The sequence below is a fragment of the Chitinispirillales bacterium ANBcel5 genome (assembly GCA_029688955.1).
In the GTDB taxonomy this organism is placed as follows: domain Bacteria; phylum Fibrobacterota; class Chitinivibrionia; order Chitinivibrionales; family Chitinispirillaceae; genus Cellulosispirillum; species Cellulosispirillum alkaliphilum.
In genome coordinates, this window is record JARUKZ010000003.1 from 29,926 (window position 1) to 55,610 (window position 25,685).

Consider the following 25,685-nt stretch of genomic DNA (forward strand, 5'->3'; position numbering starts at 1 on the left):
ACATCTATAGAACAAACTCAGTAATGTGATTTACCCAGGCCTTTTTACCGCGGTTATTAAGGTGGAGAAAATCTACAGTGAACTCTTTTTTAAGACCACCAGAATCATCTGCCAAAGCAGGCCAAAGATCAATATATTCTGCTCCGTAATTGGATACCGTATGTTTTAAAACATGGTTAAAAATACCAATCTCTTCTCCCCACTTTTTATGCCTTGGCATAATGCTTTGAACATAAATCTTTGTGGGAGGTGAAGCTGTTTTCAGGACATCAATGATCTTTACGGTATTGTTCAGCACCTCTTTATTTGTCGCGTTCTTATACGTGTAAAGTTCATTCGTCCCAATAAGCAGAAATATTTTCATAGGTCCTGATGAGGTCACTTGATGAAGACGGGCCAATACTCCAAAACTGGTATCTCCTGATATACCAAAATTGTGAACAGCGACATTGGGGAAAAAACGTTGCCAGTTAACTGAGCGTGTTAAACTATCACCAAGAAATACAATGTCTTGGGGGTTGATCGTTTTTTTCTGCAATCGCCTTACATATCTCTTATAAATAAGCGTATATAGTATCCAGGGTATTCGAACTGCCTGAGATTCATTTTTTTCCATTTTTTGTAATCTGCCCAATTAACCGAAATATACTTATTATTTATAGTTGCTGTTTGCAGTATCTATTTCAGTTCTAATTTTTTCCTTATTTTTTCAAGTGAGCTTTCTACATTTGTTCCTAACCATAATAAGTAAACATCTGGCTCTAAACTAACTAAATCAACCAAAAAGGGTCTTGCCCAGTTGTGGGTTTTGAAATATTGGACTTTTGATACGACACTGTCTTCTACAGCAAATAAAATCTTTTTATCTATTATATCATCCGGCACAGAAACATTGTAATGCTTTAAAAATTCTTTTAATATATTAAGTTCTTCATCCGAAAAATTGGTAGCTGAGTCCTTGTTGTAGTTTTCTTCTATACCGTCCAGTAAAAATGAATCAAAGGTAACGTAGAACAGGTTTGTGCGACTACAGTTAATTACACTACTATCCTCCAAAAAAAAGAGATACTCCCAGCCTTGCCTGAAAACTCTCTTTTCACAAGTATTAGTTCCCTGCACCAGTTTAAAGGTATCAGATAAAAATTCCCCTTTCCATACCTTTTTTATTTCGATTAAATGTGTATAGTACTCTGCACTAATCACCTTTCCGTGGAATATCTTTTTAGATTTTTCCACCTCCTCTTCAAAGGTGCTGACTACACAATCGCATGCAGATATATCACTTACAGCTATAACGATTAGGGATAGTACAACAGTAACTCTTTTCATATAGTTAACTCCTATGTTCATAATCACTACTCGGCACCATTTCTGCTTAGTAGAGTATACATATCAGGTATAAAACCAGGGAAAGAATAAAGCGAAAGGATGCTCTTTAAAGATAATTGATTTTTCTAAAGTTAGCACTCCATTTAAACAATGATTCTTCTGAAAGGAACAGATACATGAATGTTCTTCTACTTTATCCGGAATTCCCCGATACATTCTGGAGCTATAAACATGCCTTAAAGTTTGTAGATAAACGGGCTGTTTTGCCTCCTCTTGGGCTTGTAACCATTGCTTCTATGTTTCCTAAAGACTGGTCAGCGCGCCTTATCGATATGAATGTGGAGACACTTGATCACACCGATTTGGACTGGGCGGAAGCAGTATTTATCAGTGCAATGATCGTTCAGCGCCCATCTGCAGTAGAGGTTATGGCCAGATGCAGGGCAAAAGGGGTGCGCATCATTGCGGGTGGTCCTCTGTTCACCGAGAGCCCCGAGTCCTTTCCGGACGCGGATCATTTAGTGCTAAATGAAGCAGAACTGACTCTGCCTTACTTCCTTGATGATCTAAAACAGGGAAACCCAAAACGTATCTACAAAAGTGCTCTGTTTGCAACTATGAGCCAATCTCCAGTACCCAGATGGGAGCTTTTAAATCTTAATCATTATGTTGGCATGTCTGTTCAGTACAGTCGTGGGTGCCCTTTTCAGTGTGATTTCTGCAACGTTACATCACTATTAGGACATAGAGTGCGCACTAAAAGTTCTTCCCAAATTATCGCAGAGCTTGATGCTCTTTATGACCTGGGGTGGCGGGATGAAATCTTTTTTGTAGATGATAACTTCATAGGGAATAAAAAGATATTAAAACAGGACCTTTTACCGGCTTTGATTCGTTGGCGTAAAAAGAAGGAATGTATCAATTTCTATACTGAAGCGTCTATAAACCTGGCAGATGATCCTGAGCTTATGGCACTTATGATTGAGGCCGGCTTTGTCAGGGTGTTTATTGGAATTGAAACTCCGCAGATAGAAAATTTAGTCGAATGCGGCAAAATGCAAAACAAACATCGTAACCTCATTAATGATGTTAAAAAAATACAATGCGCGGGTCTTGAGGTTCAGGCTGGTTTTATTGTGGGCTTTGATAATGAAAAAGAGGATTTCTCTCAAAAACAGATCGAATTTATTCAAAAAAGCGGGATAATAACCGCAATGGTCGGAATACTTCAGGCTATCCCGGGCACCCGCCTCTATGATCGCCTAAAAAAAGAGGGACGTATTATGAAAGATGACTGCTCTGGAGATAACGGTGATGGATCAACCAATATTATTCCCAAAATGGATATAAATGATCTGCGTAAAGGATATAATCACATCCTGCAAAGCATTTACTCTCACGATTTGTTCTATAAACGGATTAAAATCCTCTTCAGGCAACTTAACCCCCCGCCCAAAAAGAGGAAGTTCCAACTTGTTCACCTTAAAGCCTGTTTTTTATCAGTTTACCTATTTGGCGTTATAAGCCCATACAGATGGAAATACTGGAATCTCATGCTATGGACCCTTTTTAATCGTCCGGGGCTTCTAAGAGAAGCTCTTACGCATTCGATTTGTGGCTACCATTTTCGTCAAATTTATAATAACTATATAAAGGAGAGCAATGCCTCAAAAAGAACCCCGACAAGAGCACAGAAAGCGACAGAGACATCAGCTTCTTAAGTTGATGATATAAATGCGGTGTTAAAGCTATACCTGCTTTGGTTGTTTTACTATGCCGGTTTCCCCGTGGGTGATTTGGAATTCACTCCCAAAGGGGCCCTATAACAAGCAACTTTGTTTGCACAACGATGTATTATTCTCTATTTTTCAGGGACCGATCATAGTTCGATTTTTCAAGATAAATCAGGGTAACACTACTGTTCATTTTCTCTCTTTTGACTCTCTTGTACCCTAAACTTGTATAAAGATGTAGATTCTTTTCGCTTCTATATCCTGTAAACAAAGAATACTTGTCACATGCTCCAAAAAGTTTTTCTATAGTGTTCATCAACTCTTTACCGTTACCTTTGTTTTGATGTTTAGGATGAACAATTAGTCTGCCTATATGACAAACATTACCTTTTTGATACGCCCTTACCGATCCAATAATAGTATTGTCATGCGTCGCTTTTAGAATGGTTTGATTAAGATAATCGTTTCTTATCTCTTCTAAGGATTGGGTCAGAGGAGAAATGGAATAATCATTATATAGCTTTGCTTCACTTTGATAGGCCTCTTTTTGTAATGTCAAAATCTGCTTTAAGTCATCATAATTTGCTTTAACTATCATATCTCCCTCTGTTGTATCGTCTCTGAAACAGAAAAATGTATTCTAAATCCATACACTCTGTAGCCCAATATATTGCCCAGTGACCTACTATGCTTTAAATGATTATAAAGTATGGCTTTAAGAGAAATATATTTTTAACTCAAAAAGTTTCATAAAAGTTATACGCCCTACGTAATAAATCAGCTCCGAGCACTAAAGTCTTATGGGCAGGTAGAAAAAATCTTCCATGAAATACTCTTTTTTGATTATTCGGGGTAAAATTCTCCAAAACTGGCTCGAATGAAACTATTTTTAGCATATGTTTTTTTAAAAGCGTAGGTAGCACAGCTTTTAAAACAAGCCTTTATTTGTTCTGATATCGAAAATTTTAGTGAAAAAGGGATATTCATGCCCAGATTATTTGATCTTTTACCAGACGACACCAGAAAAGAACTTGCCTCAGAAGCCAAGAAACCCGCACCGGCAAAAAAACGTCCGGGCCGAAAGCAAAAGCCCGCAGTCAAAACATCTCCGGCACCCAGGAGGGAGTACCAGGCTAAAACTAAAGGTAGCCCCAAAATCCAACCTGCAACAGTCCCCGATTTTGTAGCCCTGGATGTTGAAACTACTGGCCTGGATTTCAAAAACGATCGAATTATCGAAGTTGGTGCGGTCAGATTCTCAAACGGGAAACCTGAGCAGGAGTTTTCTACTTTTATAAACGCCGGTGTTCCTATTCCTGAGCATATAACCCGACTGACTGGTATAACCAATGAGGACATTCGCGATGCACCTTCATTTTCCGACATTGCTATGAAGCTGCTGGAATTTATTGGTAACCTTCCCCTTTGCGGTCACCAAATTGAGTTTGATGCCAATTTCATAAACGCAGAGCTTAAACGGGTGATGCTTCCTGCGGTTTCGATGCAGCTGCTTGATACGGCGCTGCTTTCACGGTTACTTTTACAGGAAACGGGACGTTTTTCCCTTAAACATGTCACCCAGACCCTCTCTGTAACTCTGGATAATGCCCACAGGGCTCTTCATGATGCCAAAGCATCGGGAGAAGTGGCTGCTCTTCTGGTACCCAAATTATCTGATCTTCCCTTAAATGTGCGACAAACTCTTGCGGCCTGTGCGCCCGGATCGCTGTTTAAATCGATGGTTATCTCTACACTGGGAAGTATCAGGGCATCGGTGAATCTTAGTGTTGGGGAAACCTTCAAAAATTTACCGAAACTGGACTCCCCCGAGTGGCATCTTGAGATCGACAGAGACGAAATCAGCAAAACCTTCTCCGCTCAGGGGGATATGGCTACAATCATAAAGAACTTTTCCCCCCGTCAGTCACAGCAGGATATGGCTCAGTATGTTACTGATACCCTTAATGACGGTCGCTTTCTGGTAGCTGAAGCCGGTACCGGAACCGGTAAATCCCTGGCCTATCTTGTACCTGCTGCAAGACATGCTTTAAAGAACAACTGCAGAGTGATCGTTTCTACCCGCACCCGTAATCTGCAGGATCAGCTTATCCAACAGGATCTTCCGGTTGCCGCAAAACTCAGTGGCGAAAATCTTCGCTATACTACCTTAAAGGGACGCTCTAATTACCTGTGCCGCAATCGCTGGCAAAGACTATTGAGAGGAGAGTTGGGGAATCTCTCTCCAAGGGAACGCATAGCAATTCTGCCCCTCATTATCTGGTCCGAAACAACAGAAACGGGGGATGTTGAAGAGCAGAATCAATTTAATCCCAGGTGGTTTGCAAAGATCTGGAATCTTATCTCAGCCGAGAGTCATGATTGTATGGGAAGGCGTTGTCCCAGTTTTTCAAGCTGTTTTCTTCACAAAGCTCGTCAAAAGGCTCTGGGCTCCCATATTGTAGTGATAAACCATGCCCTCTTTTACTCCGACATCTGCTCGGAAAATTCGTTTCTTGGGCCAATTGGTTCAATAATTTTCGATGAAGCGCATCACTTACAGTCAAGTGGCCATCAGCACCTCAGAACAGAGCTGGACACCAACAGATTAAAGCTTTATATCGACAGTATCCAAAACCTTGTTCAAAATCTTAATGGTTGTAAAGAGGACAATCCCGATCTGGCTGCATTCGGTAAAAAGCTAAAGAGTAGCCTTAAACACCTTAGAAAACGCAGTGACGATTTTCTCAACGAACTAAAGCAATGGGCACAAGCATGCGAACCCGAACTGGAAGGTGAATATCAGATCAGAATCACCGAAAAGTCGCTCGAAAATCTGTATGAAGCCCCTGCGCTTGACAACACCATTACTGATCTACAAAACAATATAAGCACCATTAAGCAAACTGCTTTGGCTGCCAAAGATTCCCTGAAAACAGAGATGCTTCTTAGTGAGATACAAAGCTGTGCAGAGAGGACAAGTCAGCTAAAAGCAGACCTTCTCTACCTTGTTTCGGCTAAAACCGAAGATCATGTGTTTTGGGTAGAAGGCAATCATGAAAAGAGATGGACAAAGATTTGTGGGGTCCCTTTAGATATAAGCTCAATCCTTAGTGATGTCTGGGAGCGATGTAACGGAGGGGTTGTTTTTACCTCCGCAACATTGGCTACCGGAAAAAGCACCGATTACTTCAGGCGTGCCGTCGGGTTGATGCCCTTTGACGACCGATGTGCGTCGGTACAGTATCAAAGCCCCTACAGCTCAGACCAAATGATTGCCGGTGGCATCAAGGAGGGTCCGGATGTAAACAACCCTGCCTTTGGGGAATATGTAGCGAACACTATTACAACCCTGCACCAGGAGCTTAATAGAAACATCCTTGTGCTCTTTACATCAACAAGTATGCTTAAATCTGTGTACAATTCAATTAAAGGCAGAAGTGAAATCGGTCACAGTAACCTTTTGGTACAGGGCTACAGCGGTTCCCGCCACGCGATGCTCGAACAATTTAAACAGGGCAGTGGTATGATTTTGATGGGAACCGACAGTTTCTGGGAGGGTATTGATGCTCCTGGTAAGAGCTGTGAAATAGTGATTATCCCACGTCTCCCTTTCCCTGTTCCCACTCATCCTCTAACCCGGGCTGTTGCTCAAAAGTTTGAGACCCAAAACGGTGAATCTTTCTTCTGCTACTCTGTACCCGAAGCACTTATTAAATTTCGCCAGGGTGCAGGAAGACTTATTCGCACTTCTGAGGACAGGGGTGCGCTTTTGGTTCTGGATAATCGCATTCTTGTGAAAGGGTATGGGAAACAATTCATTCGCTCTCTTGATACGGAGTTTAACGATTTTGAATCGGGTGAAAATATGGTAGAAAAGATGACTGAATTTTTCGATGGTGAAACCCAGGCCACTTCAACTGTTAGATATGTTCCGTTGGAGGATGTATGAAACACAGAGCAGTGTTAAATTTTCTATTCTTAATTGCAGCCCTTGTGCTCATCGGGTGTGGAGTTTATACTTTCAGCGGATCATCACTGCCTAACCATCTCAAAACTGTAGAGCTGCCTCTGTTTGCCAACAACTCGCTTGAACCAGGAGTAGCAGAAGATCTGACTCAGGAACTAAACCGTGAAATTGTCAGTGGTAATCTTCTCAGAGTGGTCAATGATAACGGGGACGCGGTAATACGAGGTACGGTAGTAGCCTACAGTAACGATCCTTACGCCTACGGGACTGTTTCTGATCGGGAGGTCGACATTGATCAGTATATAGTAAATATAAGCGCTGATGTTTCTTTCTTTGATAACAAACGAAGTCAGGCTATCTATGAAGGAACTGTTCGTGGAGAAGGTATATACGATTTTAAAAACGAAACTGAAGATCATGGGAAACAAAGAGCGATAAATGATCTGGTTGAGCGAATACTGCAACGATCTGTACAGAGTTGGTGATTACTTCATCGTTCAGCATCTAAGAGTGTAAAGATTTAATAGGGATATACTCATCTTTATGATTATGACTCCATCCACCCCAAACCAACTGAGAGCTTCATATGGGTTCAGATACCACAATACATTTCATGAAAATGGAAGGGCTCGGTAATGATTTTATCATTACTCACGGCTACGATGATAACGATATCCAATCAATGAGCGACTCCTTTAGCCGGTTATGTGACCGAAGGCTTGGAATCGGTGCTGATGGACTTATATTTGTGCTGCCATCAAAAACAGCTGATTTCCGCATGAGAATTTTCAATTCCGACGGCAGTGAAGCTGAGATGTGTGGTAATGGCATTCGTTGCTTTGCCCGTTACCTAACAGTAAAAGAGCTGATAAACAAAAACAGTATTGATATCCAAACCCTTGCAGGTACTATAAATGTGACAATCCAAAGCGACACTTTATATAAGGTTAATATGGGTAAACCTGTTTTAAAACCTGAGCTTATACCGGTAAAAACTGAAAAAGACCAGCAGAATAAATACTTTGTGATGCAAAAGGTTAGTGCCGCTGACAGGGAGTTTGAAGTCACAGCAGTATCCATGGGTAACCCCCATGCTGTAATCTATCAGGATAATCTGGATGACGAACTGATAAATACCTACGGGCCCGTTCTTGAATCGCACACGCTCTTCCCCAAACGTATCAATGTAGAGTTTGTTAAAGTGCTATCTGATAAAGAGATACAAATGCGTGTATATGAGCGGGGCTGCGGAGAAACACAGGCGTGCGGAACAGGTGCATGCGCGGCGGTGGTTTCAGGTATTATGAATAAACTGCACGGAAATGATATTACAGTACATCTACAGGGTGGTGATTTAGAAATCTCATGGGCTGGTAATGAAAACGATCCTGTTTATATGAGTGGCCCGGCAAAGGAAGTTTTCCGCGGAAGTGTGAGTGTATGAGTTATTTTGAAGTAGTGATGCTAATCTGTTTTGGTATTAGCTGGCCTATATCTATTATTAAAGCATTAAAAACTAAAGTTGTTACAGGAAAAAGCCCCCTGTTTATGGCTATAGTGATGACAGGCTATGCCAGTGGGATCATGCATAAAGCGTTGTTTTCAAGAGATTGGGTTATCTTTCTTTACGCAACAAATTTTTTTCTGGTCGGGTTTGATCTTCTTTTGTTTTTCTATTTCAGCAAAAAAAACAATCTTTTGCACAAAAATATTTAGTTACTCTACTTGCACTGCTCAACAAGACTTTTATAAATCAGGTAACCCAAACTCCAATTCGACTGCCATCACAGGGCTACCCTATCTGGAAGACTCTTCGAGCTAAAACAATGCCCCTTTTGCTTTCTGTTTTGAACCATTACCCCATATAGTGATTCATTTTTAAAATATAGTACTATTTTTTTCAACTTTTTTTATTCCCTAAACAATTGGCTTTTTACAAATATCCTGCAACTTTGCTTAACCACATATTGTGGTATTATAGTTTTTGACACACTACATATACAGACCTCTGCCAATTATTTGTAAGCCATTGAATTATTAGGAGTAAAATTAACATTCATTAAAACAAAGAGCCTTCAACAAATATTCTTGACGTTTATTCGCAACCTATATAAAATGTTTTACATGGAAACAATATTTGATCATAATGTAACAGAACACGAGCTAAATAAGCTCTTTGGCGAATCTACTAACGGTAACAATTATATGTTTACACCAATAGATTCGAATGGACACAACAAACTACTCTATCATCTTTTTTTATTGAGAAATCAGCCAATAATGGCAGATATTTATCTTAAAAAGATGAATGATTCCATGAGGATTTTCGACTATTCTCATCGTGACAGTATAGCAACTATTTCTGAAAGTGAATATTACGACTGTATAAAATCAGCAATGAAAGAAAGTACTTTTATCTAAAAACCGTAAACTTTTTATTTTAACCTAACGAGTTGTTTACTATATTTTGTAGAATGCATAGTAACTCTATACAAGATTTTGCGCTTTGAACGTTTCTTAAATGTATTATACAGGAGTTTCAATCTGAGAGTTAAGCTATGGAAACAATTTTCGACCACAACGTAAACGAACACGAATTGCTGAGACTTTTTGGTACAGGCATAGACCGAAAACTGTATATGTGTTCGCAGTCAGATCCAGACGGACACAACGGCCTCCTCTTTCATCTCTACAGTATAAGAAGAAACCAATCTGTTGCAAAGCGCTACTTAAAGCGGATCAAAGATCCCAATTACGTTGTCGATCTCATTGAGTGTAATATCGTAAACGGTGAGTGAGCAACTTACAGTATGTTTGTAATTTTTCCAACAAAAAGCCTGCCCTTAGCACCAGCTTTATGCGGATGTTCGTTCTTCAAAAACTCAAGCAACGGCAAAAAGAATACTGGTGCGGGCTATTTTCAACTATCCACTTTCACTGTATTGGGGTTACTGCTGGTGGGACAGTCTAAAACTCCATCTGCTCCGTTCACACCAAAGCTGCTCTGATATATTCTGAAACAACAGCTATTGGACTCCAAAAGGGGATACGTTAAAAGTATGATGTATTAAATCCCTGCAATTTTTCTTATAATAAACGGGTATCTATATCTGGTGAGGGCAGATACACGCAGTTTACCTACTATGGAAAGCACAAGCGGCTTCGGGAATTTTGAAGCCGCTTGATTAAGTAGTAGATACATTTTATTTAACGATCATAAATCGTTCTGTAAGAATTTTACCCGCGTTTCTCAGAACGACAAAATAGAGACCTGCTGAGTGGTTTGAAGTATCAAATTCACGTACCATTCTGCCAGATCCTGTTACAGCATGTCTTTCAACAACTCTGCTTCTAAGATCAATTATTTTCAGATCCGCGCCACTATTCCCATTAACCTCGAAATTGATATCAATGACCGGTGATGCTGCTCTGTGGGTAATATTTAAAAAGTTGTTATTTGTTCTCTGAGCCGCAAAGGTTCTTCCGATTGGTAACAGCTCATCGACAATCTTTAGTTCTACATTTGCTAAAGTCACCGACTCATTACTGCTCTCACCAAGATTGAACTCTATTCTGGCGTTATCATCGGTTTCATCCATAGCAAGCTCAACGACGTGTGTCTGCATTTCAGGTCCGATGGTTACGGTTTTGGCTTTATATTCTGTCCATGGATCTCCATTATGTTTGTAAGAGATAAGGATATCACGCACACCATCCGCCGCAGCATCAAAACTGAGCTGATAGTTAAATCCGTTAATTAAAACAACATTACCCTGAAAGAGCTGCACATGCCACACCTCTTCCCCTTCATTATCGATATCAATCCTGACCTGGTTATCTTCAGCAGTTATCTCCGCTTCAGCATCTGCGCTGGTATGGGCATAAAAGCTCCAACCATCCGTGCCATCTGAAAAATCACCGTTGGTAAGGATAGGATCGGGGAAATCGTAAAAACTCCCAATCAGCTTTTTCGGTGCATCCATGACAATAGTTATTTCTTCACTCTCATCACTAATAGATCCTCTCCAGGCGATAAACTGCGCCCCTTCATCCGCAATAGCCCGGATTGTTACCGTGTCCCCTATATCGTATTCATCACGCTCAGGCGTAACTTCAATTTCACCCGGTCCTTCTACACTCATTAATAGCCTTGGGGCTCTCTCCCCGTACTTATCGATATTTATGGATCTAATTTTTTCACGAATGTATCTTCCCGATTCAGTCAGATCATTTTCTACATCCCAGCCGCCTTCAGTAGACGTTCCGGGTAAAAGGGCTGCTGATGCTTCATCGATATCACCTAATGACCAGTTTGCCATACTGATATTATTATCCACTGCCCACTCGATCCAGACATCACTCTCTTCGGCATAAACTGTTCGGTCTGTGCGTCCCCCCGATGCATCAGAGGTCCCCCATTCGGAGAGAAATATTGCTATCCCGTCATCCAGTGCCCCATCTGCTCTACTCCGTAAAGCCGAGCCGTGAGTACCAGAGTAGAAATGCAGGGCATAGGCAGTGTTATCATCGGATAAGGGATTTGCTGCCGGCTCATTGACAAATTGGCTGTAAAAACGTGTTCCTGCAATTACCAGATTATCACTATTTTCCCTTATGGCTTCTATAACTTCTTCAGAATACGCGGCGATATCATTCCAGCTCTGACTAACCGGTTCGTTGAATATTTCCCATATAAGGTTAGGATAATCACCATACTTTTCCGTTATTTCACTAAAAAACTCTATCGCTTCATCGAGATGAATGTCGTGGGTATGCCAGTCTACAATCACGTAGATCCCATTATCGATCGCGGCTTCAATTACCGAATCCACAAGAGCCCGCTGCCCCTCTTTATCGTAGACCCAGCCCCACTGCCATTGTCCATCCGCGCTCTCCTCATCGACAGCCATTGCAGCCCGTATTACATCAATACGCCAATCCTCAACCAACCAATTCACAACATCTCTGTTATAGTATTTTTGGGGTCCCCAGATAGACCAGTATAAACTCATCCCCATTAACTGTACTGGGTCATCATTTTCACCTACAATCTGATTGCCCTCTACCCGTAACCTTCCATGTCTCTCAACCGGTGTTTCTGCAAACGAGAGGGCAACCAGCAGAAGTGTAGACACCATAGCCCCCGAAAATAGCTTTGCGAGATTCAAAACAACCTCCTAATCTTAGTTAAACGCTTTAGCTTTGTTCGCTGTACTCATTACACCAAACCAACTGTTTGTTGGAATAAATATAACGGAAATTACCTGAATACGAATCCTTTAGTTGTAGGCATTATTGAAAAAGTGTTTTAATTGATTCAAAAGGGAGGGACGTATTTCCCCATAAAAAGGGGTTAAATACAGTAACTGCGGGATTTTTACTGTTCAAGACTTTTACTTGGCTTATAGAATTTTTTTTGTTCAACGAGACGAACTAAAAGCCCACTCTCATTGATACATTTACCACATTAAACACATCAAGAGTATTATACTCGTAGGAGCAGTCAAAATTGATGACATTACCCCAGAAAGCATCGCTATCTATACGAAACCCTAGTCCTCCAGTAATCTTCCAGGGGGTTGAGTGATCCTGAAGTATCTCTTTTTGCGCACCGATTCTTAATGCAAGAAACCTAAAAAGCTCCTGCTCTATTCCCCCGGCCATTTTCCAGGGCTGGTCCTCATAAAGCGGCAACTGCCCTTCGGCTATGAGCAGCGTAGCGTATCCGGCCTGAAAAGAGCCCCCCATATGAAGCGTTGCAGCATTTGACTCAAAATATCGCTTACCGGTGACCGTATTTTTCCACCTGTTAACAAGGGGTATATCCCGTAGCAATAGCCCATAGCCGATCTTGTTATTTATTTGCCACTGAAACCCTGCATCAAAACCAAGCCCAAAGGATGACCCTCCGGGAGAATCCGGAGAAAGGCTGTTAACTCTTGAAGAGGCAATCTTTAGCGAAGCACCCACTGAAACCGGATTTTTATACATAAATAACTGATTTATCCTGTAGGCCAAAGCACTCACAAAATAGAATTCTGTGAGCCCAAAATCGCGGTCCCCGGAATACATAATCGCCTGACCAAACCCCACATCCCGGGTTGCCCTGTTTACATATGTCGCCGCGATATTATCAAACCCAAACCTGTACTGGTAGGCAAAGGATGCTTCCTGCCACTGAACTCTGGCCATTCCCGCCGGGTTATACAAAACGCCATAGGCATCATCGGACAAAGCCACATAAGCGTTTCCAAGAGCAGCAGGACGCGCAAACATTGGAATCTGATTAGCCGATGATGAATGACCGCTAAGTGGGTCATCCCGGTAGTTAAACACTACATCTTTGCTTCCCCCCTCTATGAAATAATTAAGTGCCCCATAAAGAAAAGCTGCACCTGTAAGACCGGAAGTGGAATAAAGCATTTGCTTTCTATTGTTTAGATGGTGGCCAAAATAGGGCCGGGTTATGCCATTTTCTCTAATTCCATGAACTCTTTTTACTGCAGATTCCATAAGAAATGATGCATCCACACCTACTTGCCCTTCAATACTCACCTCGTCAATAATTTCACGCAGATCTATATCGTACAACTGCAGTTGTATTCCCCACCTTCCCTTATTGTAATCGAGCATTCCGGATAAAACTCTGTCCATCCCGGCTTCTCTTCCCAAATAGATTATACATCTGGGATCCAGGCAACGATCAGGAATTCTAAGTTCTTTTTCTTCAAGGATAGTCTCAACCTGTTCTGAAGAATGAACCTGGTAAAAACCCATATCCAACAGTTTTTCCTCGATCTCGTTTGTTATACGTTGAGCAGCTACGTGCTGCCCTGTATTGCTTTCAAGTTCAAGAACCCCAATATGTACTTTGGACTCTTCTCCCGAGACGTTTTTTAAAGCGACCAAACCCGTTAACAGAACAAACCACGTGACCCTTTTCACTAAGCCCTCCGAAAAATCAAACCGTAAAAATTCTATTTCATAAGAATTACAGGATTCATATACTGAACCTTATTACCCGACATATCTTTTACTGTGAGTACTACAAAGTATCGTCCATTTCTAAGCATCCTTCCCTGAGGTATGCCACCATAAGGAAATACATCGCTGTTCCAGACTTCAAGTCTGGATGTAGTACGGCCGTTCCACCACACCCTATGTTTGCCCGTTGAAGCATTTAGCAGTTCCACGGCCCAGACTCTTTCACCGACGTTGTTGTATATGTGAACTTTAGCACTGGCAACCCTTTGATCAGGTGCATCTATTCTAAACATTATACACGTCCCTTTGGGAGCATCATGCCCAAACTCATTCACCGGCTTTATATAGGGAGAAAATGGATTGGGTGACACTTTAAGATTAGCAGACAGAGTTCTGGGCTCAGATACCAGTGCAAATTGCGAAAAGTTAGCAACTTTTGCGCTTACATATTCGCCCTCATCTTCAACAGTACTATTGGATAGAGTATTCCACTGAAGCGAATCCTGATCCCATCGGGCAACCCAGAAGTCCCTTTTGCCCCTTATAGCTTCAGATCGTAACCCTTCCGGTATTTGCAAGAAAATCTTGATACTGTCTTCAGAAAGATTAAAGGGAGTACCCCTAAGTTCTGTTATTTCATATGCCACAGTATCTACCATTCTTAAGTTACCAGCCCCTCGTTTCATCTGATTTCTGGTATTAGGTATTGAGACCTGCAAAAGCCCATTTTCAGTACCTCCGGTTATATCTGGAGGAAAAAGTATTTTACAGCCTCTTCCGGTAGTAACAGTATCATAGTAACTATTTGAAGCCAAGACATACCGTACATTTAGTCCAGCATTCATTCTTCTGCTATTTTTATCAACAGGGTTATACTCACCCGTAATTAAACCACTTCGAGCGAGCACTCTGACAAACCCTACAAAATTACCGGAAGGTTTGAATATTCCCTCCTGATCTATTTCACCACTTTCCTTAGGCACTACACTCCAAATTGGGTTAACTTCCACTTCGTTGCCATCTGAATCGACACCCACAGCCCTGAACCGCGCTCTTTCGATCCCGGAAGTAGTTATGGGATTTGGGTTAGATGCGTCAATTCTTACAACAGCTATTGAGCTGAGTGAGGAGCCACTCACAGTAAATTTCACTGAATCAATACGTCCCACATCAGGTGCAAGCCTTACCTTTGCGGTATCAATTTCGGCATACAGGGTTACAGGTGAAGTTATCCTGTTTCCCGGTGTTGTAAGATGTATCTGCTCACCCCTGGTAGCATCTATTCTACAGCCCTGAGCATTTTCAAGTCGCCAGGATATAGCGTCGCTTCTGATATTCTCATCCTCGATAAATGCCGAACTGTAATAACCTTTAACAGAAACGGTTACCGAATACCCCGAAGGAAGGGGTATAGGATCTTCAGATGAAGGAACTATTTCAAATCTTGAAAGCCTACTTGTATCAGCAGTTACAAAGGTGGTAAATGTTGCTCTTTCACCTCCGTACACATCCCCATCCCTATACGCTTTGAAGTAGTAAAAAAGATCAGTTCCGTTTTTCCGGGGAGAAAACGTGAAATTATACTCAAAGCTAGTATCGCTTTTTTCTATCATCCTGTACATTGATTCACCCCTGCTTCTGTAAAAAAGCCTGGCAGAATCCAGCTTTTCAACAGATTTGATCATCAGAGATACTTTTCCATCCAAGGGTTCAACACTCGATGGACTATTATGTATTACGGGTAACTTTACAGTGTCAGTATGAGTTGTAGCTGTTTCCGGTACGGTGAAGCTTCTATAGGATAAACCAAGAACAGAATCAGCATCAGGCTCAACTTCAATAATATAAGTTCCATGCCCGGCTCCAGTCAATGTATCGCCTCTATCTAAGTTTCTTATAAGCGGAGATCGTATTCTTATTCTAACATCACCATCAAAATCTTCCAAATGCCAGGTAAGTGCTTTATCGCCAGGTTTCATAAACAACTCAATATGAGCTGGTACGGCTCGTCCCTCTGTGATTTCGATGATTGGTAACGGAGCAACGCTGTCAAGGTACAGTCCATCGTAACCAGCCTGTACGGAATACTTTCCATCAGGAATATCTAAGATTTCAAAATACCCGTCTGCCTGACTTGTACCACGTCTGACCGCTTTATTGCTTTCCTTATCCATAAGAGTAATAGAGGCATTTCTTACATTTTGGTTCTGGTAAAAAGTTCTTACATTCCCCGACACCAATGCTTTGCTCATCAATGTGTCATTGTATTCAATAGCAGATGACGGAGCGGTTACTACAGTGCCCGGATCTTCCACAGTTCCAAAGCCAGAAGCAGCACTATACACTTTATATTCCCTATCCGCTGTAAGGTTTGCACTGTAATATCCATAGGTTCTGTCAGAATACACCCTTACAGTATCGTTTTCATCACTGTTTATGAAGGTAACAGAAGCATTTCTGATTGGCGCATACACATACCTATCCTGTGACCAGGTGCGCCCAATAATGTAACCACTGACCATAACTGCCCCGGGATTCAAAGTGATGTTTCGTACCCTTGAACCAGTTACAGTAATTTCTCTGGAGTAGTTAGAGAAACCCGCTTTTTGAGCAGTAAGGGTATAGCTACCCGGTTCAACCGAAAAGGAGTAGGAACCATCCTGAGGTGTAGAGGGTTGTTCGTCAATCTGAATTCCATTTTGAAGCAATCTCACTCTAACACCGACAATCGGTCTTGCATCACTGTTTCGAACCGAACCTGATAGAGTATAGGTGTTTTTTTGAAGCACAAAAGGATCTAACCTTTTATTTTCAGATACTCTTAAATCTACCGTTCTGGTCTGGGATGTTCTATATCCATTTTTAGCAGCACTGACTCTCCAGTTAGCATCATAGCAGTTAAGAATGTAATTTCCCTGTGAATTGGACTTAGCGGTAACAGTGTCCCCCATATCGGAAACGGCGGTAATGGTTGCAAGATTAATTGATGCCCCTGCTTCATCGATCACTCTTCCGTAAATTGTTGCCGGGGGGCGCTCCATGTACAGTGTATCATGGGTTTGAACACCCGCTTTTACTGTAACGGTTCTGCTTGCATCCAGAAAGCCTTCCTTTACTGCTGTAACCCGGTATCTACCTTCAGGCCGGGTTCTTGAAAGCCTGCCACTTTCATCGGTATAGAAAAAAAGCGGCGCTTCCATTGAACCATCCACCACATCTACTTTAATTTCCACCAGTCCAAGAGAATTATACATAGTATCAGCACTTTCACCAGTCCCAAACACAACTTTTTCTCTGGTATACAGATTCATCACACCGGTGGGTGAAGAATAAGAGAACCCACTAAGCTCTCCTGCAGTGGAAGCACCACTGTTATCAATGGCCATTACCCTCCAGGTGTAATTGTTGCTGGTAAATATTGAAGCAGCATTTATCGATACACTCATAGTATCGTCTTCACCACCAGAGGCAGAAACCGTTCTCTCCCATACAACAATCTGAGCACTGAGCTCATCCCCCAAACCAGGCAAAAGAGAGTCTGATGATGTATACACATAAAGTTGATAGGTATTTGCGTCAGGGTCCAGATTACTCCATTTAAAATTGAATGTGGGGTTTTCTGAACTGTTAAGCTTCTGGTCAACAGGATAGATATTTTCAGGTATATTTAACTGCTCACCCTCAATGGTAAAATCAGCGGGAGGTAATTTGATTTTTGAAGATGAAAGCGCCGGATGATTACCATAATTATTCAGTACAACCCACGTGTACCACTGCCCTGGTGAAAGCGGTGGCGGGTTAGCAGTTAATGTACCTGATGGATCAGGTGCGCCGTAGGTAATTTGCGTGTGTGGTGTAATGGCCTGCCACACCACACTTACACCCGAAAGATTAATAGTACCACTTGAGCTATCGATAGATATAGGTTCGTCAGAGAGCAAAATATGGTAATAGGGTACTTCAGGATTAGCATCCCACTGAAAGACAGGTGTTATGGAGCTTATCGTTCCTGAAGGAGACTGCCAGTTTACCGGGTCTTCACTTTCAATAATAATTTGAAACTCATTTGAGATAAGTGTATCCGTTTCCATAGGCCAGGCTACAATACCATAATACAACCCAGTGCTCATTTGTTCCTGATCTGTAGGCCTGAAAGCTATACCTCTGCTTGCTGGAGAGCCATCAAAATGGACATTATCCCATACAGTGTTAGAGGTGGTATCTACCCATGGGTTGTTTATTTTGTGGCGGTAGTTACTGAGATCACCCCCACCGGGACTTCTGTCAAAGTAGATAATTCCCGAATCGGGAGCTGTAATAGTTTGATCCAGTGGATTTCGGGTTGTACCGCTCCACTTAACCCACATCACCTGATCTGCCGCACGCGCCCCTACAGGCGCTTCAACTATCACATAATCACTTGCAATCTGAGCCACAGCCATAAAAGTTGTACAGAGTAACAAAAGGGCTGTTTTAGCCGAAAAATTCATACCAGATCCTTTCAACTATTTCTCTTCCTTTAAAAATGGTAAAATAGACCTGTCTTAAAAGCAGGCAGAGGTAACACATCCAGTTCTACAAGAACTTGTATTTTGGAGCCAAAAGCTGACCCTAAGCTTAGAATTGGCATCATAGCAGCATCGCCAATTTTCAATTCCCGAATAGTTCTTCCTCCAACCAGATTATCCATGTCATTATATCTTACATCAAAGGCAAAAATCCCAAAATTCAGAAACGAAGAACGGTATCTGCCATGCAGCATGATCACATGATCAACACTTATGCCCACATCAAAGTCAAGGGAATCCACCAAACCCTCATTGTTACCGGCAGATTCTATGGTTCTTTGTTCTTTATGAATATTATCCAACCCCAATTCAATATCACCATAAATTTTCGTATATGAAAGGGATAGCAGTCCGGGCCATACATCGAATGCTAAAGTATGCCCATGAGGTATTCTCCAGTGCAATTTACTATCGGTACTATACCCCACACTATCGATTGCGTTTGACAGTAGAATATCTCTAACTTCGGGGTCGAGTAATTGATCGGGGTCTTCAAGATCATATTTCATCTGGAACGTTTCGGGGTCTATAAATGAGGGGACAATGTACCTGGCTCTAAGTGAACCAGATGCCTCTTTTTGTAACCCGAACCTTGATACAAGTGAGAGCCTCCAAAGTTGCACGCCAAATGTAGGCGTCCAGGCCTGGGCCTTGTAATTTCCAAGCGCATAACCATTAATTCTGTCGGAGGGATAATCCAATTCGCCATGAATCGGTGAGAGCATTGATTGATTTGGATCAAGATCGATACTGTAAGATCCAAGCAAATCAATATCAACACGCCCTCTGAGATCTGCGTTAAAAAGATGACGATGCAAATTAAAAGCAAAAGAGACATTTCTGTTTAACTCATAGGCGTATCCAAAAGTCATTGTCTCCCAACCCATCGATATACTTACAGGCGCATTGACTGTTCCTCTGAGCATAAATTCCAATTCATCAGGTAAAGAATCGGGCGCCAGGTGCAGGTACGGATTACCCAGAAACGTATGGTAATTCATTGAAAAGTTTTGCGTATAGGCAAAGCTCCCAACCCCATTTAACATTGGCACATCTACCCTTATCGTGTTATTTGCACTCTGAGCGGCCACACCGGTTGGTTTAAATTCCTCACCATTTTTAAAAAGTGTCGTATCATTGAATAGCGTGTCGATAATTGGATCAAAACGTCCTGCAATGTTGCGCAAATTAACACTTCGATTTACCGGCAGGTTAAAACCAAAGTACCCAACAGGATACTGAAAGGAGACATTTAGAGGTGATCTCAGGAGGTCGTAGTTAAATCCTGCTGAAACTCGTGTTTCAAATGTGGGCAGAACAATACTTCCATCTTGTTCACCATTTATTTTTAATGCCAGCACTATAACGATCAGAGCAGCCAGTTTTGGCCTTATACGAATACAGCGATTCATAATACATTCCCTTCGTAACGGAATAAAAATACTCTATCATTATACGGGTCTTAGCAGGTGATGTCAACAAAGAATGGATATTTATTCTGGGGAGGTAGAGGTAAGTGTCTAATATACAAAAGACAATTTGCAGAGTGAATGTTTACTCTGCAAATTGTCTCAAAAGGAGAGAATGTAAGTAACTATAATTACACCTAATTTGTTTTCTTTTGCTGCAACGTATCAGAGATCTTACTTTTCAAATCACTGGAGTATTTAAAGAGCGGCACGACTCTTCTCAACAATGGAACGACTTCACCCGTTTTGGGATTACGTGCGGGGCGGGGCTTTCTTTCTTTAGTGTAAAATGTACCGAATCCCCTGATCTCAATATTCTTCCCACTCTCAAGAAACGTTGAAACAGTTTCCAATAACTCTTCAACAACTATTTTAGTATCTGCTTGTGTAAGTCCTGTGGATTTTGCAACAGAAGCGATTAAATCATGTTTTGTTGTATTTGGCACAATTCCCTCCTAAAAAACTAACTCAATAAAATATCCCATGAATTTAAAATAAAGTCAAGCACTTCTTTATTATCTTCGGGGCTCTAAACCAAACCCTTAAAAATTATACATGATAACAAAAGATTACGCCAGTCTTCTTCACTATTTTTATATCCTAATCACCTCAGATTCAACACTTTTTTGAAAAAGCACTCCTAATATACCTTTAAAACCCCCCAATAGTGCTATTTATAGCTATCAGCGCCTATTATCCTTTTGAACCTGAACGGGGGTGAAAGCTACGATGAACCTCGATTAAATACTCCCGGTCCACATGGGTGTAGATCTCCGTAGTCACTATATTGGAATGCCCAAGCATCTCCTGAACCGTTCTTATGTCTGCCCCCCCCTCCAAAAGATGAGTAGCAAAAGAATGTCTGAGAGTATGAGGTGATATTTCCTTTTTTATACCAGCGAGTTTTGCATAGGAATTTAATATCTTCCATATCCCCATGCGACTAATCGCATTACCTCTGATATTAAGAAAAACAGTACTATCTGAATGCGCTTTTTGAAATAAGCTTCTTTCCTTATTACTATATTCATTTATCCAGTACAGGGCAGAATCACCAATTGGGACGATTCTTTCCTTTGACCCCTTTCCAAAAATTCTTACGAATCCTTCTACGGAGATGATTTGTTCATAAGTAAAAGTTATCAATTCAGACACCCTCATACCAGTAGCATAAAGCGTTTCGAACATCGCTCTGTCCCGCAATCCGCCTCTTTTTTTTAAGTCAATGGATAACAACAGCTTTTCTATTTCATCTACACTAAGCACAGCTGGAAGCTTTCTTTTAACTTTAGGAGCTTCAAGCAACTCACTTGGATCTTCTCTAATAAATCCTTCAGAGGACACAAACGCGAAAAAACTTTTTATGGAAGAAATTGAACGTTGAATCGAGGATGGTGCAAATCCAATATCATAGAGAAGGCGAATATACTTTGACAATATAGATGGATTAACCTCGTTAAGATCAACTATATTGTTTTGCCGAAGAAAGCAACCTAAGCGGTTAAGGTCAAACTTGTACGAGTCAGATGTATTTTCACTTAATGTTTTTTCTAATTGAATATAGGCAATATATGCATCGATATATTGAAGCTTATCCATCTAATTACACCAGAAAAGGATTTTGACGTTTCTCCCGTCCAATAGTCGTTCTCCCCCCATGTCCCGGACAAACCGTGGTATCATCAGATAATTTCAGCAGTTTTTCCTTTATGCCTTCAATAAGAAGTTTACCATCACCGCAAGGGAAATCACTTCTGCCTACAGATCCCGCAAACAACACATCCCCACTAAAACACACCTTATCAATAACAACCGCGCATCCCCCGGGAGTGTGCCCTGGAAGGTGAATAAACTCAAGCTCAAAGCCTCCCAGACTTGCTTTACCCTCCTGTATAGAAGCAACTGGCCCCTCATAAGAAAAGGACAGTCCAAGCATTACTGAACCATTAAACTCAGAATTCCGTAACATAGGAAGATCCGAGGGATGTATGTAAATGTCGGTGTCAGGGTATCTTTCAAGCACTTCCGGTATACCTGTAATGTGATCAAAGTGCCCGTGAGTTAATACAACCGCGCTAACTGACAGCGCGTTAGACTTTATGAAATTCAGTATCTCAGAGCAACCCTGTGCAGGATCAATAATTATACACTGTTTGTTACTATTGTGTAACAGATAAGAATTTACCTGAAGAGGTCCTGTACTAACCGCAAAGTATTCAAAAGCCATATAAAAAGGTCCTTTTTTTCATTTTGAAAACATTTCTGTTTAATTGTAAAATTCTTTCACAATGAAGGGGTATAGAGCGGCTCTTCGAATTCACCGGCCAAAACCACCTCAGGTTCAAGTAGCACACCATGTAGCTCATAAACGGCTTTTCTTACCTGATTAATCAGTTTCATTACATCCCCGGCTTTTCCCTTCCCTTTATTGAGAAAGAAATTTGCATGCTTTGCTGATATTTCAATGTCACCACATTTCGCGCCCTTTAACGATGTCTTTTCAATAAGAGTGCCTGCATAAAAGCCCTGAGGTCTCTTGAATACACTTCCACAATTTGGATACTGAAGCGGCTGTTTTGCAGCTCTTCTTTTAAGCACATTCCTTCGCAATACACCCAGTTCCTCCAAAGACTCTGCGGGCCTGAATCTAAACCGTGAGTTGAGCACTATTGCGTCTAATTTTTTTATGAGACTACTACGATAATCAAATTCCAATTCACTTTTATCTTGCTCAACAATCTCCCCGGTGGAACAATCAAGGTAGGAAGCACTCAAGAGCGGATCTGAAACAGTGGATTCAAATGCCCCGGCATTCATTGTTAATCCACCACCAATTGTACCAGGAATACCGGAAAGATACTCAAGCCCCGAAAGCCCCCTGCTTACCGCCTCTGCAATTATCTCATCAAGAGAACACCCGGCATTGCACTGAAGCTCATTTCCGTTCCAGTTTTTTTCTTTGAACTTCACCGATAAATTTAGTACCAACCCGCTCCACCCACTGTCGCTTATGAGCAGGTTGCTCCCCCTGCCTAACACCAAAATGGGCATATTGTCCGATTTAGCCTGGAAAACCATTTCCTTAAGCTGCTCTATACTGTCTGGTTCACAGTAGTAACGCGCTACCCCTCCGATTCTCAGTGTAGTAAATGGGGCGAGGTCTATATTTTCTCTAAGTTGTGTCATATTACTCATTTAAATATATTTTGTATATACCTTTTTCAACAAAAAAATTCACAATTTCTTCATCCAGATGCCCGGCCTGAACTTCTTTGCGCAAAATGCTTATAGCTTTTTCAGGCGCCATCTTTGGTTTATAGGGACGATCCTGTGCAACCAGAGCTTCATAAATATCTACGACAGCCAAAATCCTGCTCTCAAGAGGGATCTCCTCCCCGCATAACCCATGTGGATAGCCACTACCATCGATTTTTTCATGGTGACAACACGCAATAAAAGGAATCTGTTCCATTTGCCGTGTCCATGGAATTTTTGAGAGGATTCTATACGTCGACATAGCATGTGAATTTATGACTTTTCGTTCATCACTGGTTAAATTACCCGCACGTACAGATAAAAAACGCCACTCGGTGTCGGTAAAAACACAGTGTTGTGTACCATCGGGAGTAATATAGTATTTCTCCTTTATGGTTTGAAGGAGCTGAAAATTTTGATCATTGAGATAACCCGAGCCATTCACCATTCTCACAAACTCTATATCCTTATCTATCTCCTCCTGTGATTGCCAGGAAACCTTACCGCTGTTTGTTCTTAAAAGCAGCCTTACATATTCAAACCTGGCGATAAGTGCGGCCATTTCTCCTGCAGAGAGACGAGATTCTTTAGTAAGCAGAGCTTCGGGAACACCAATTTTGCCTATATCATGAAGCAACGCAGCAAACTCAAATTGTCGCACTCTTTCAGGGGAAGAAGCCAGTGCCGAGAAAGGCCCCTCTTGGTTGGACGCGGCTTCCACAAATGCCATGGCGTAACCTTTGACTCTACGTGAGTGGCCACTGGTAACCCTGTCTCTTTCATCAATAGCAGCAATGGAAGAGCTTATAAAGCCCTCAAAAATACTTTCAATACTTTCATAAAGGCTTACTCTTTCGATTGAAACTGCGGCATAACTGGCAATCGATTGAATTATATCCTCATCACTAAGAGAGAAGGACACGACCTGCGAGGGCACATCATCTGCGTTTGTTATACTTTTCGTTCCGTCTCTCTTTTTATTCATCAGCTGTAAAACACCAACTATTTCACCATCCAGATTCTTAAGGGGAACAGTAAGCATCGATTTAGCTCTGTAGCCAAACCTTCTCTCCAAATCCCTTGAAAAACTATAGGGTACAGTATTTCCAATATCATACACATCATCTATTGAAAGCAGTTTTCCCGAGATAGCCACATACCCAGCAATGGATTTTGTGTTTACGGGGAAAACGATTTCTTCATTCTGCTTTACAGCAATTGAATCGTTTTGTGAAATTCTGAATCTAAGAAAGGGTTTTTCTCTCCCGTTTTCTTCAATTTCTTCATACATATAAATACTACCGGCATCAGCGCCTGAAATATCACGGCTGACGGATAAAATAAGCTCAAGAAGCCTGTTGAGGTTATTTTCGTATGATAAAGCAGTCCCGATCTGCATCAGCCGGTAATTTTGTTTTCGAAGTTTCGCAATCTCCTGTATCAGGTTACGGTTATTTTGAAGTGAATCGTAATTGCGGGCAATTGAAAGAACAATTGTATACACAGCAGATTCACTCAGGGGTAATTTAAAAACACCACCCAAAGGCACACTTTTCATAAATGAAGGTATTTCAGCTTCTTTTTCTACACACTGATAGTAGGGGACTTTTTCACCAAACCCGACTGGCAGTGATCTAAAAAGCTCCAATAATGCATCTTTGGTACATAGATTAAAGGAGATAAATGCAGCAGGCAAATCCCCACAGGACTCATCATACCCCAAAGAAAGGTTTTCACAATGTTGAATGGATAGACCCAAAGAGAGTGCTGCTTTTGAAAACATTGCACAGTTATTCTCCGAAACAGGACCTACGAGTACAATGCGTTTACTCATATTTGTTCTCTTGATTTGAGAAGTGCATAAAGTGTAGCGTTTCGTTTAAAATGGCAAACAAAGGAAATGAACTTCTGTAGAATTGTAACTCAAAAGAGGGAGACAGTCAAATAAAAAAAGCCCCTTCTGATTGAAGAGGCTTAAAATGGCGGACCGGACGAGACTCGAACTCGCGGCCTCTGGCTTGACAGGCCAGCGTTCTAACCAACTGAACTACCGGTCCAAATTTATATAAAAAAATTAAATGGGCGTTGTAGGATTCGAACCTACGACCACCTGCTTGTAAGGCAGGCACTCTATACCAGCTGAGCTAAACGCCCTTTTTTTCGGTCTTTTCTTTTCCATCCTTTGAAATTCCGGCTAGTATACCGTAGGGAATCAATCCACAGTAAACTAAAACCAAAATAACTGGCGCCACACTTTTAGAAAGCGGGTTACTAACCGGCCCCTGAGCCAACAGCACATAGGCAACCACCAGTAAGACAAAACTTATTCCAAAGACCACAATATTCTTATTATCAAACAGCATTTTTTTCATGATACCGC

At 41.4% G+C, this 25,685-nt stretch carries 20 protein-coding genes and 2 tRNA genes; 7 read left to right on the forward strand and 15 right to left on the reverse strand.

Annotated elements, in window-relative coordinates:
• Positions 1-4: 4 nt before the first annotated feature.
• Positions 5-616 (reverse strand): GDSL-type esterase/lipase family protein, encoded by a 612-nt coding sequence (locus tag QA601_02295; protein MDG5813894.1) that lies wholly within the window; start codon positions 614-616, stop codon positions 5-7.
• A 62-nt stretch (positions 617-678) separates the two neighbouring features.
• Positions 679-1,329 (reverse strand): hypothetical protein, encoded by a 651-nt coding sequence (locus QA601_02300; GenBank protein MDG5813895.1) that lies wholly within the window; start codon positions 1,327-1,329, stop codon positions 679-681.
• Positions 1,330-1,505: 176 nt separating this feature from the next.
• Between QA601_02300 and QA601_02305 the strand changes: the two genes are divergently transcribed.
• Positions 1,506-3,050, forward strand: coding sequence for a radical SAM protein (locus QA601_02305; GenBank protein ID MDG5813896.1), 1,545 nt, complete (start codon positions 1,506-1,508; stop codon positions 3,048-3,050).
• Positions 3,051-3,183: 133 nt separating this feature from the next.
• Here QA601_02305 and QA601_02310 read toward each other — a convergent pair whose 3' ends face one another.
• Positions 3,184-3,660: a GNAT family N-acetyltransferase gene (locus QA601_02310; GenBank protein MDG5813897.1), complete on the reverse strand. Its 477-nt coding sequence runs from the start codon at positions 3,658-3,660 to the stop codon at positions 3,184-3,186.
• 387 nt (positions 3,661-4,047) lie between these two features.
• Here QA601_02310 and QA601_02315 point away from each other — a divergent pair, with 387 nt between their 5' ends.
• The 6 genes from QA601_02315 (at position 4,048) to QA601_02340 (ending at position 9,827) form a co-directional block, all read left to right on the forward strand.
• Positions 4,048-7,011, forward strand: a complete 2,964-nt coding sequence (locus QA601_02315; protein ID MDG5813898.1) for a helicase C-terminal domain-containing protein — start codon at positions 4,048-4,050, stop codon at positions 7,009-7,011.
• Positions 7,008-7,514: an LptE family protein gene (locus tag QA601_02320; GenBank protein ID MDG5813899.1), complete on the forward strand. Its 507-nt coding sequence runs from the start codon at positions 7,008-7,010 to the stop codon at positions 7,512-7,514. Before QA601_02315 ends, QA601_02320 begins: the two co-directional genes overlap by 4 nt.
• A 101-nt stretch (positions 7,515-7,615) precedes the next feature.
• Entirely contained in the window at positions 7,616-8,473 is an 858-nt protein-coding gene (gene dapF / locus QA601_02325) for a diaminopimelate epimerase (GenBank protein ID MDG5813900.1), read from the forward strand.
• Entirely contained in the window at positions 8,470-8,745 is a 276-nt protein-coding gene (locus QA601_02330; protein ID MDG5813901.1) for a hypothetical protein, read from the forward strand. The genes dapF and QA601_02330 overlap by 4 nt, the downstream gene beginning before the upstream one ends.
• Positions 8,746-9,153: 408 nt before the next feature.
• Complete coding sequence (locus QA601_02335; protein MDG5813902.1) at positions 9,154-9,450, forward strand: hypothetical protein; 297 nt, start codon at positions 9,154-9,156, stop codon at positions 9,448-9,450.
• Between the two features lie 137 nt (positions 9,451-9,587).
• Positions 9,588-9,827 carry a hypothetical protein gene (locus QA601_02340; GenBank protein MDG5813903.1) on the forward strand — a complete coding sequence of 80 codons (240 nt, stop codon included), beginning with the start codon at positions 9,588-9,590 and terminating at the stop codon, positions 9,825-9,827.
• Positions 9,828-10,232: 405 nt separating this feature from the next.
• Here the strand turns inward: QA601_02340 and QA601_02345 are convergent, their stop codons facing one another.
• From QA601_02345 to QA601_02400, 12 genes are all read right to left on the reverse strand, one after another.
• The gene (locus tag QA601_02345) at positions 10,233-12,197 is read right to left on the reverse strand and encodes a cellulase family glycosylhydrolase (protein ID MDG5813904.1); all 1,965 of its coding nucleotides are present in this window, start codon (positions 12,195-12,197) and stop codon (positions 10,233-10,235) included.
• A gap of 265 nt (positions 12,198-12,462) precedes the next feature.
• The gene (locus QA601_02350) at positions 12,463-13,974 is read right to left on the reverse strand and encodes a hypothetical protein (protein MDG5813905.1); all 1,512 of its coding nucleotides are present in this window, start codon (positions 13,972-13,974) and stop codon (positions 12,463-12,465) included.
• Between the two features lie 32 nt (positions 13,975-14,006).
• On the reverse strand, positions 14,007-18,503 hold the full coding sequence (locus QA601_02355; GenBank protein MDG5813906.1) for a carboxypeptidase-like regulatory domain-containing protein: 4,497 nt from the start codon (positions 18,501-18,503) through the stop codon (positions 14,007-14,009).
• 29 nt (positions 18,504-18,532) lie between these two features.
• A complete protein-coding gene (locus QA601_02360; GenBank protein MDG5813907.1) occupies positions 18,533-19,993 on the reverse strand; it encodes a hypothetical protein in 1,461 nt (486 codons plus the stop codon).
• A gap of 194 nt (positions 19,994-20,187) precedes the next feature.
• A complete protein-coding gene (locus QA601_02365; protein ID MDG5813908.1) occupies positions 20,188-20,496 on the reverse strand; it encodes an integration host factor subunit beta in 309 nt (102 codons plus the stop codon).
• Between the two features lie 247 nt (positions 20,497-20,743).
• Positions 20,744-21,649, reverse strand: a complete 906-nt coding sequence (xerD, locus tag QA601_02370; protein ID MDG5813909.1) for a site-specific tyrosine recombinase XerD — start codon at positions 21,647-21,649, stop codon at positions 20,744-20,746.
• 4 nt (positions 21,650-21,653) lie between these two features.
• Positions 21,654-22,277: an MBL fold metallo-hydrolase gene (locus QA601_02375; GenBank protein MDG5813910.1), complete on the reverse strand. Its 624-nt coding sequence runs from the start codon at positions 22,275-22,277 to the stop codon at positions 21,654-21,656.
• Positions 22,278-22,333: 56 nt separating this feature from the next.
• A complete protein-coding gene (murB, locus tag QA601_02380; GenBank protein MDG5813911.1) occupies positions 22,334-23,236 on the reverse strand; it encodes a UDP-N-acetylmuramate dehydrogenase in 903 nt (300 codons plus the stop codon).
• A 1-nt stretch (position 23,237) separates the two neighbouring features.
• A complete protein-coding gene (locus QA601_02385) occupies positions 23,238-25,139 on the reverse strand; it encodes an HD domain-containing phosphohydrolase (GenBank protein MDG5813912.1) in 1,902 nt (633 codons plus the stop codon).
• 146 nt (positions 25,140-25,285) lie between these two features.
• Positions 25,286-25,362: transfer RNA gene (locus QA601_02390), tRNA-Asp, on the reverse strand.
• A 22-nt stretch (positions 25,363-25,384) separates the two neighbouring features.
• A tRNA-Val gene (locus QA601_02395) sits at positions 25,385-25,459 on the reverse strand.
• Positions 25,450-25,677 (reverse strand): hypothetical protein, encoded by a 228-nt coding sequence (locus tag QA601_02400; protein ID MDG5813913.1) that lies wholly within the window; start codon positions 25,675-25,677, stop codon positions 25,450-25,452. The genes QA601_02395 and QA601_02400 overlap by 10 nt, the downstream gene beginning before the upstream one ends.
• Between the last annotated feature and the right edge of the window lie 8 nt (positions 25,678-25,685).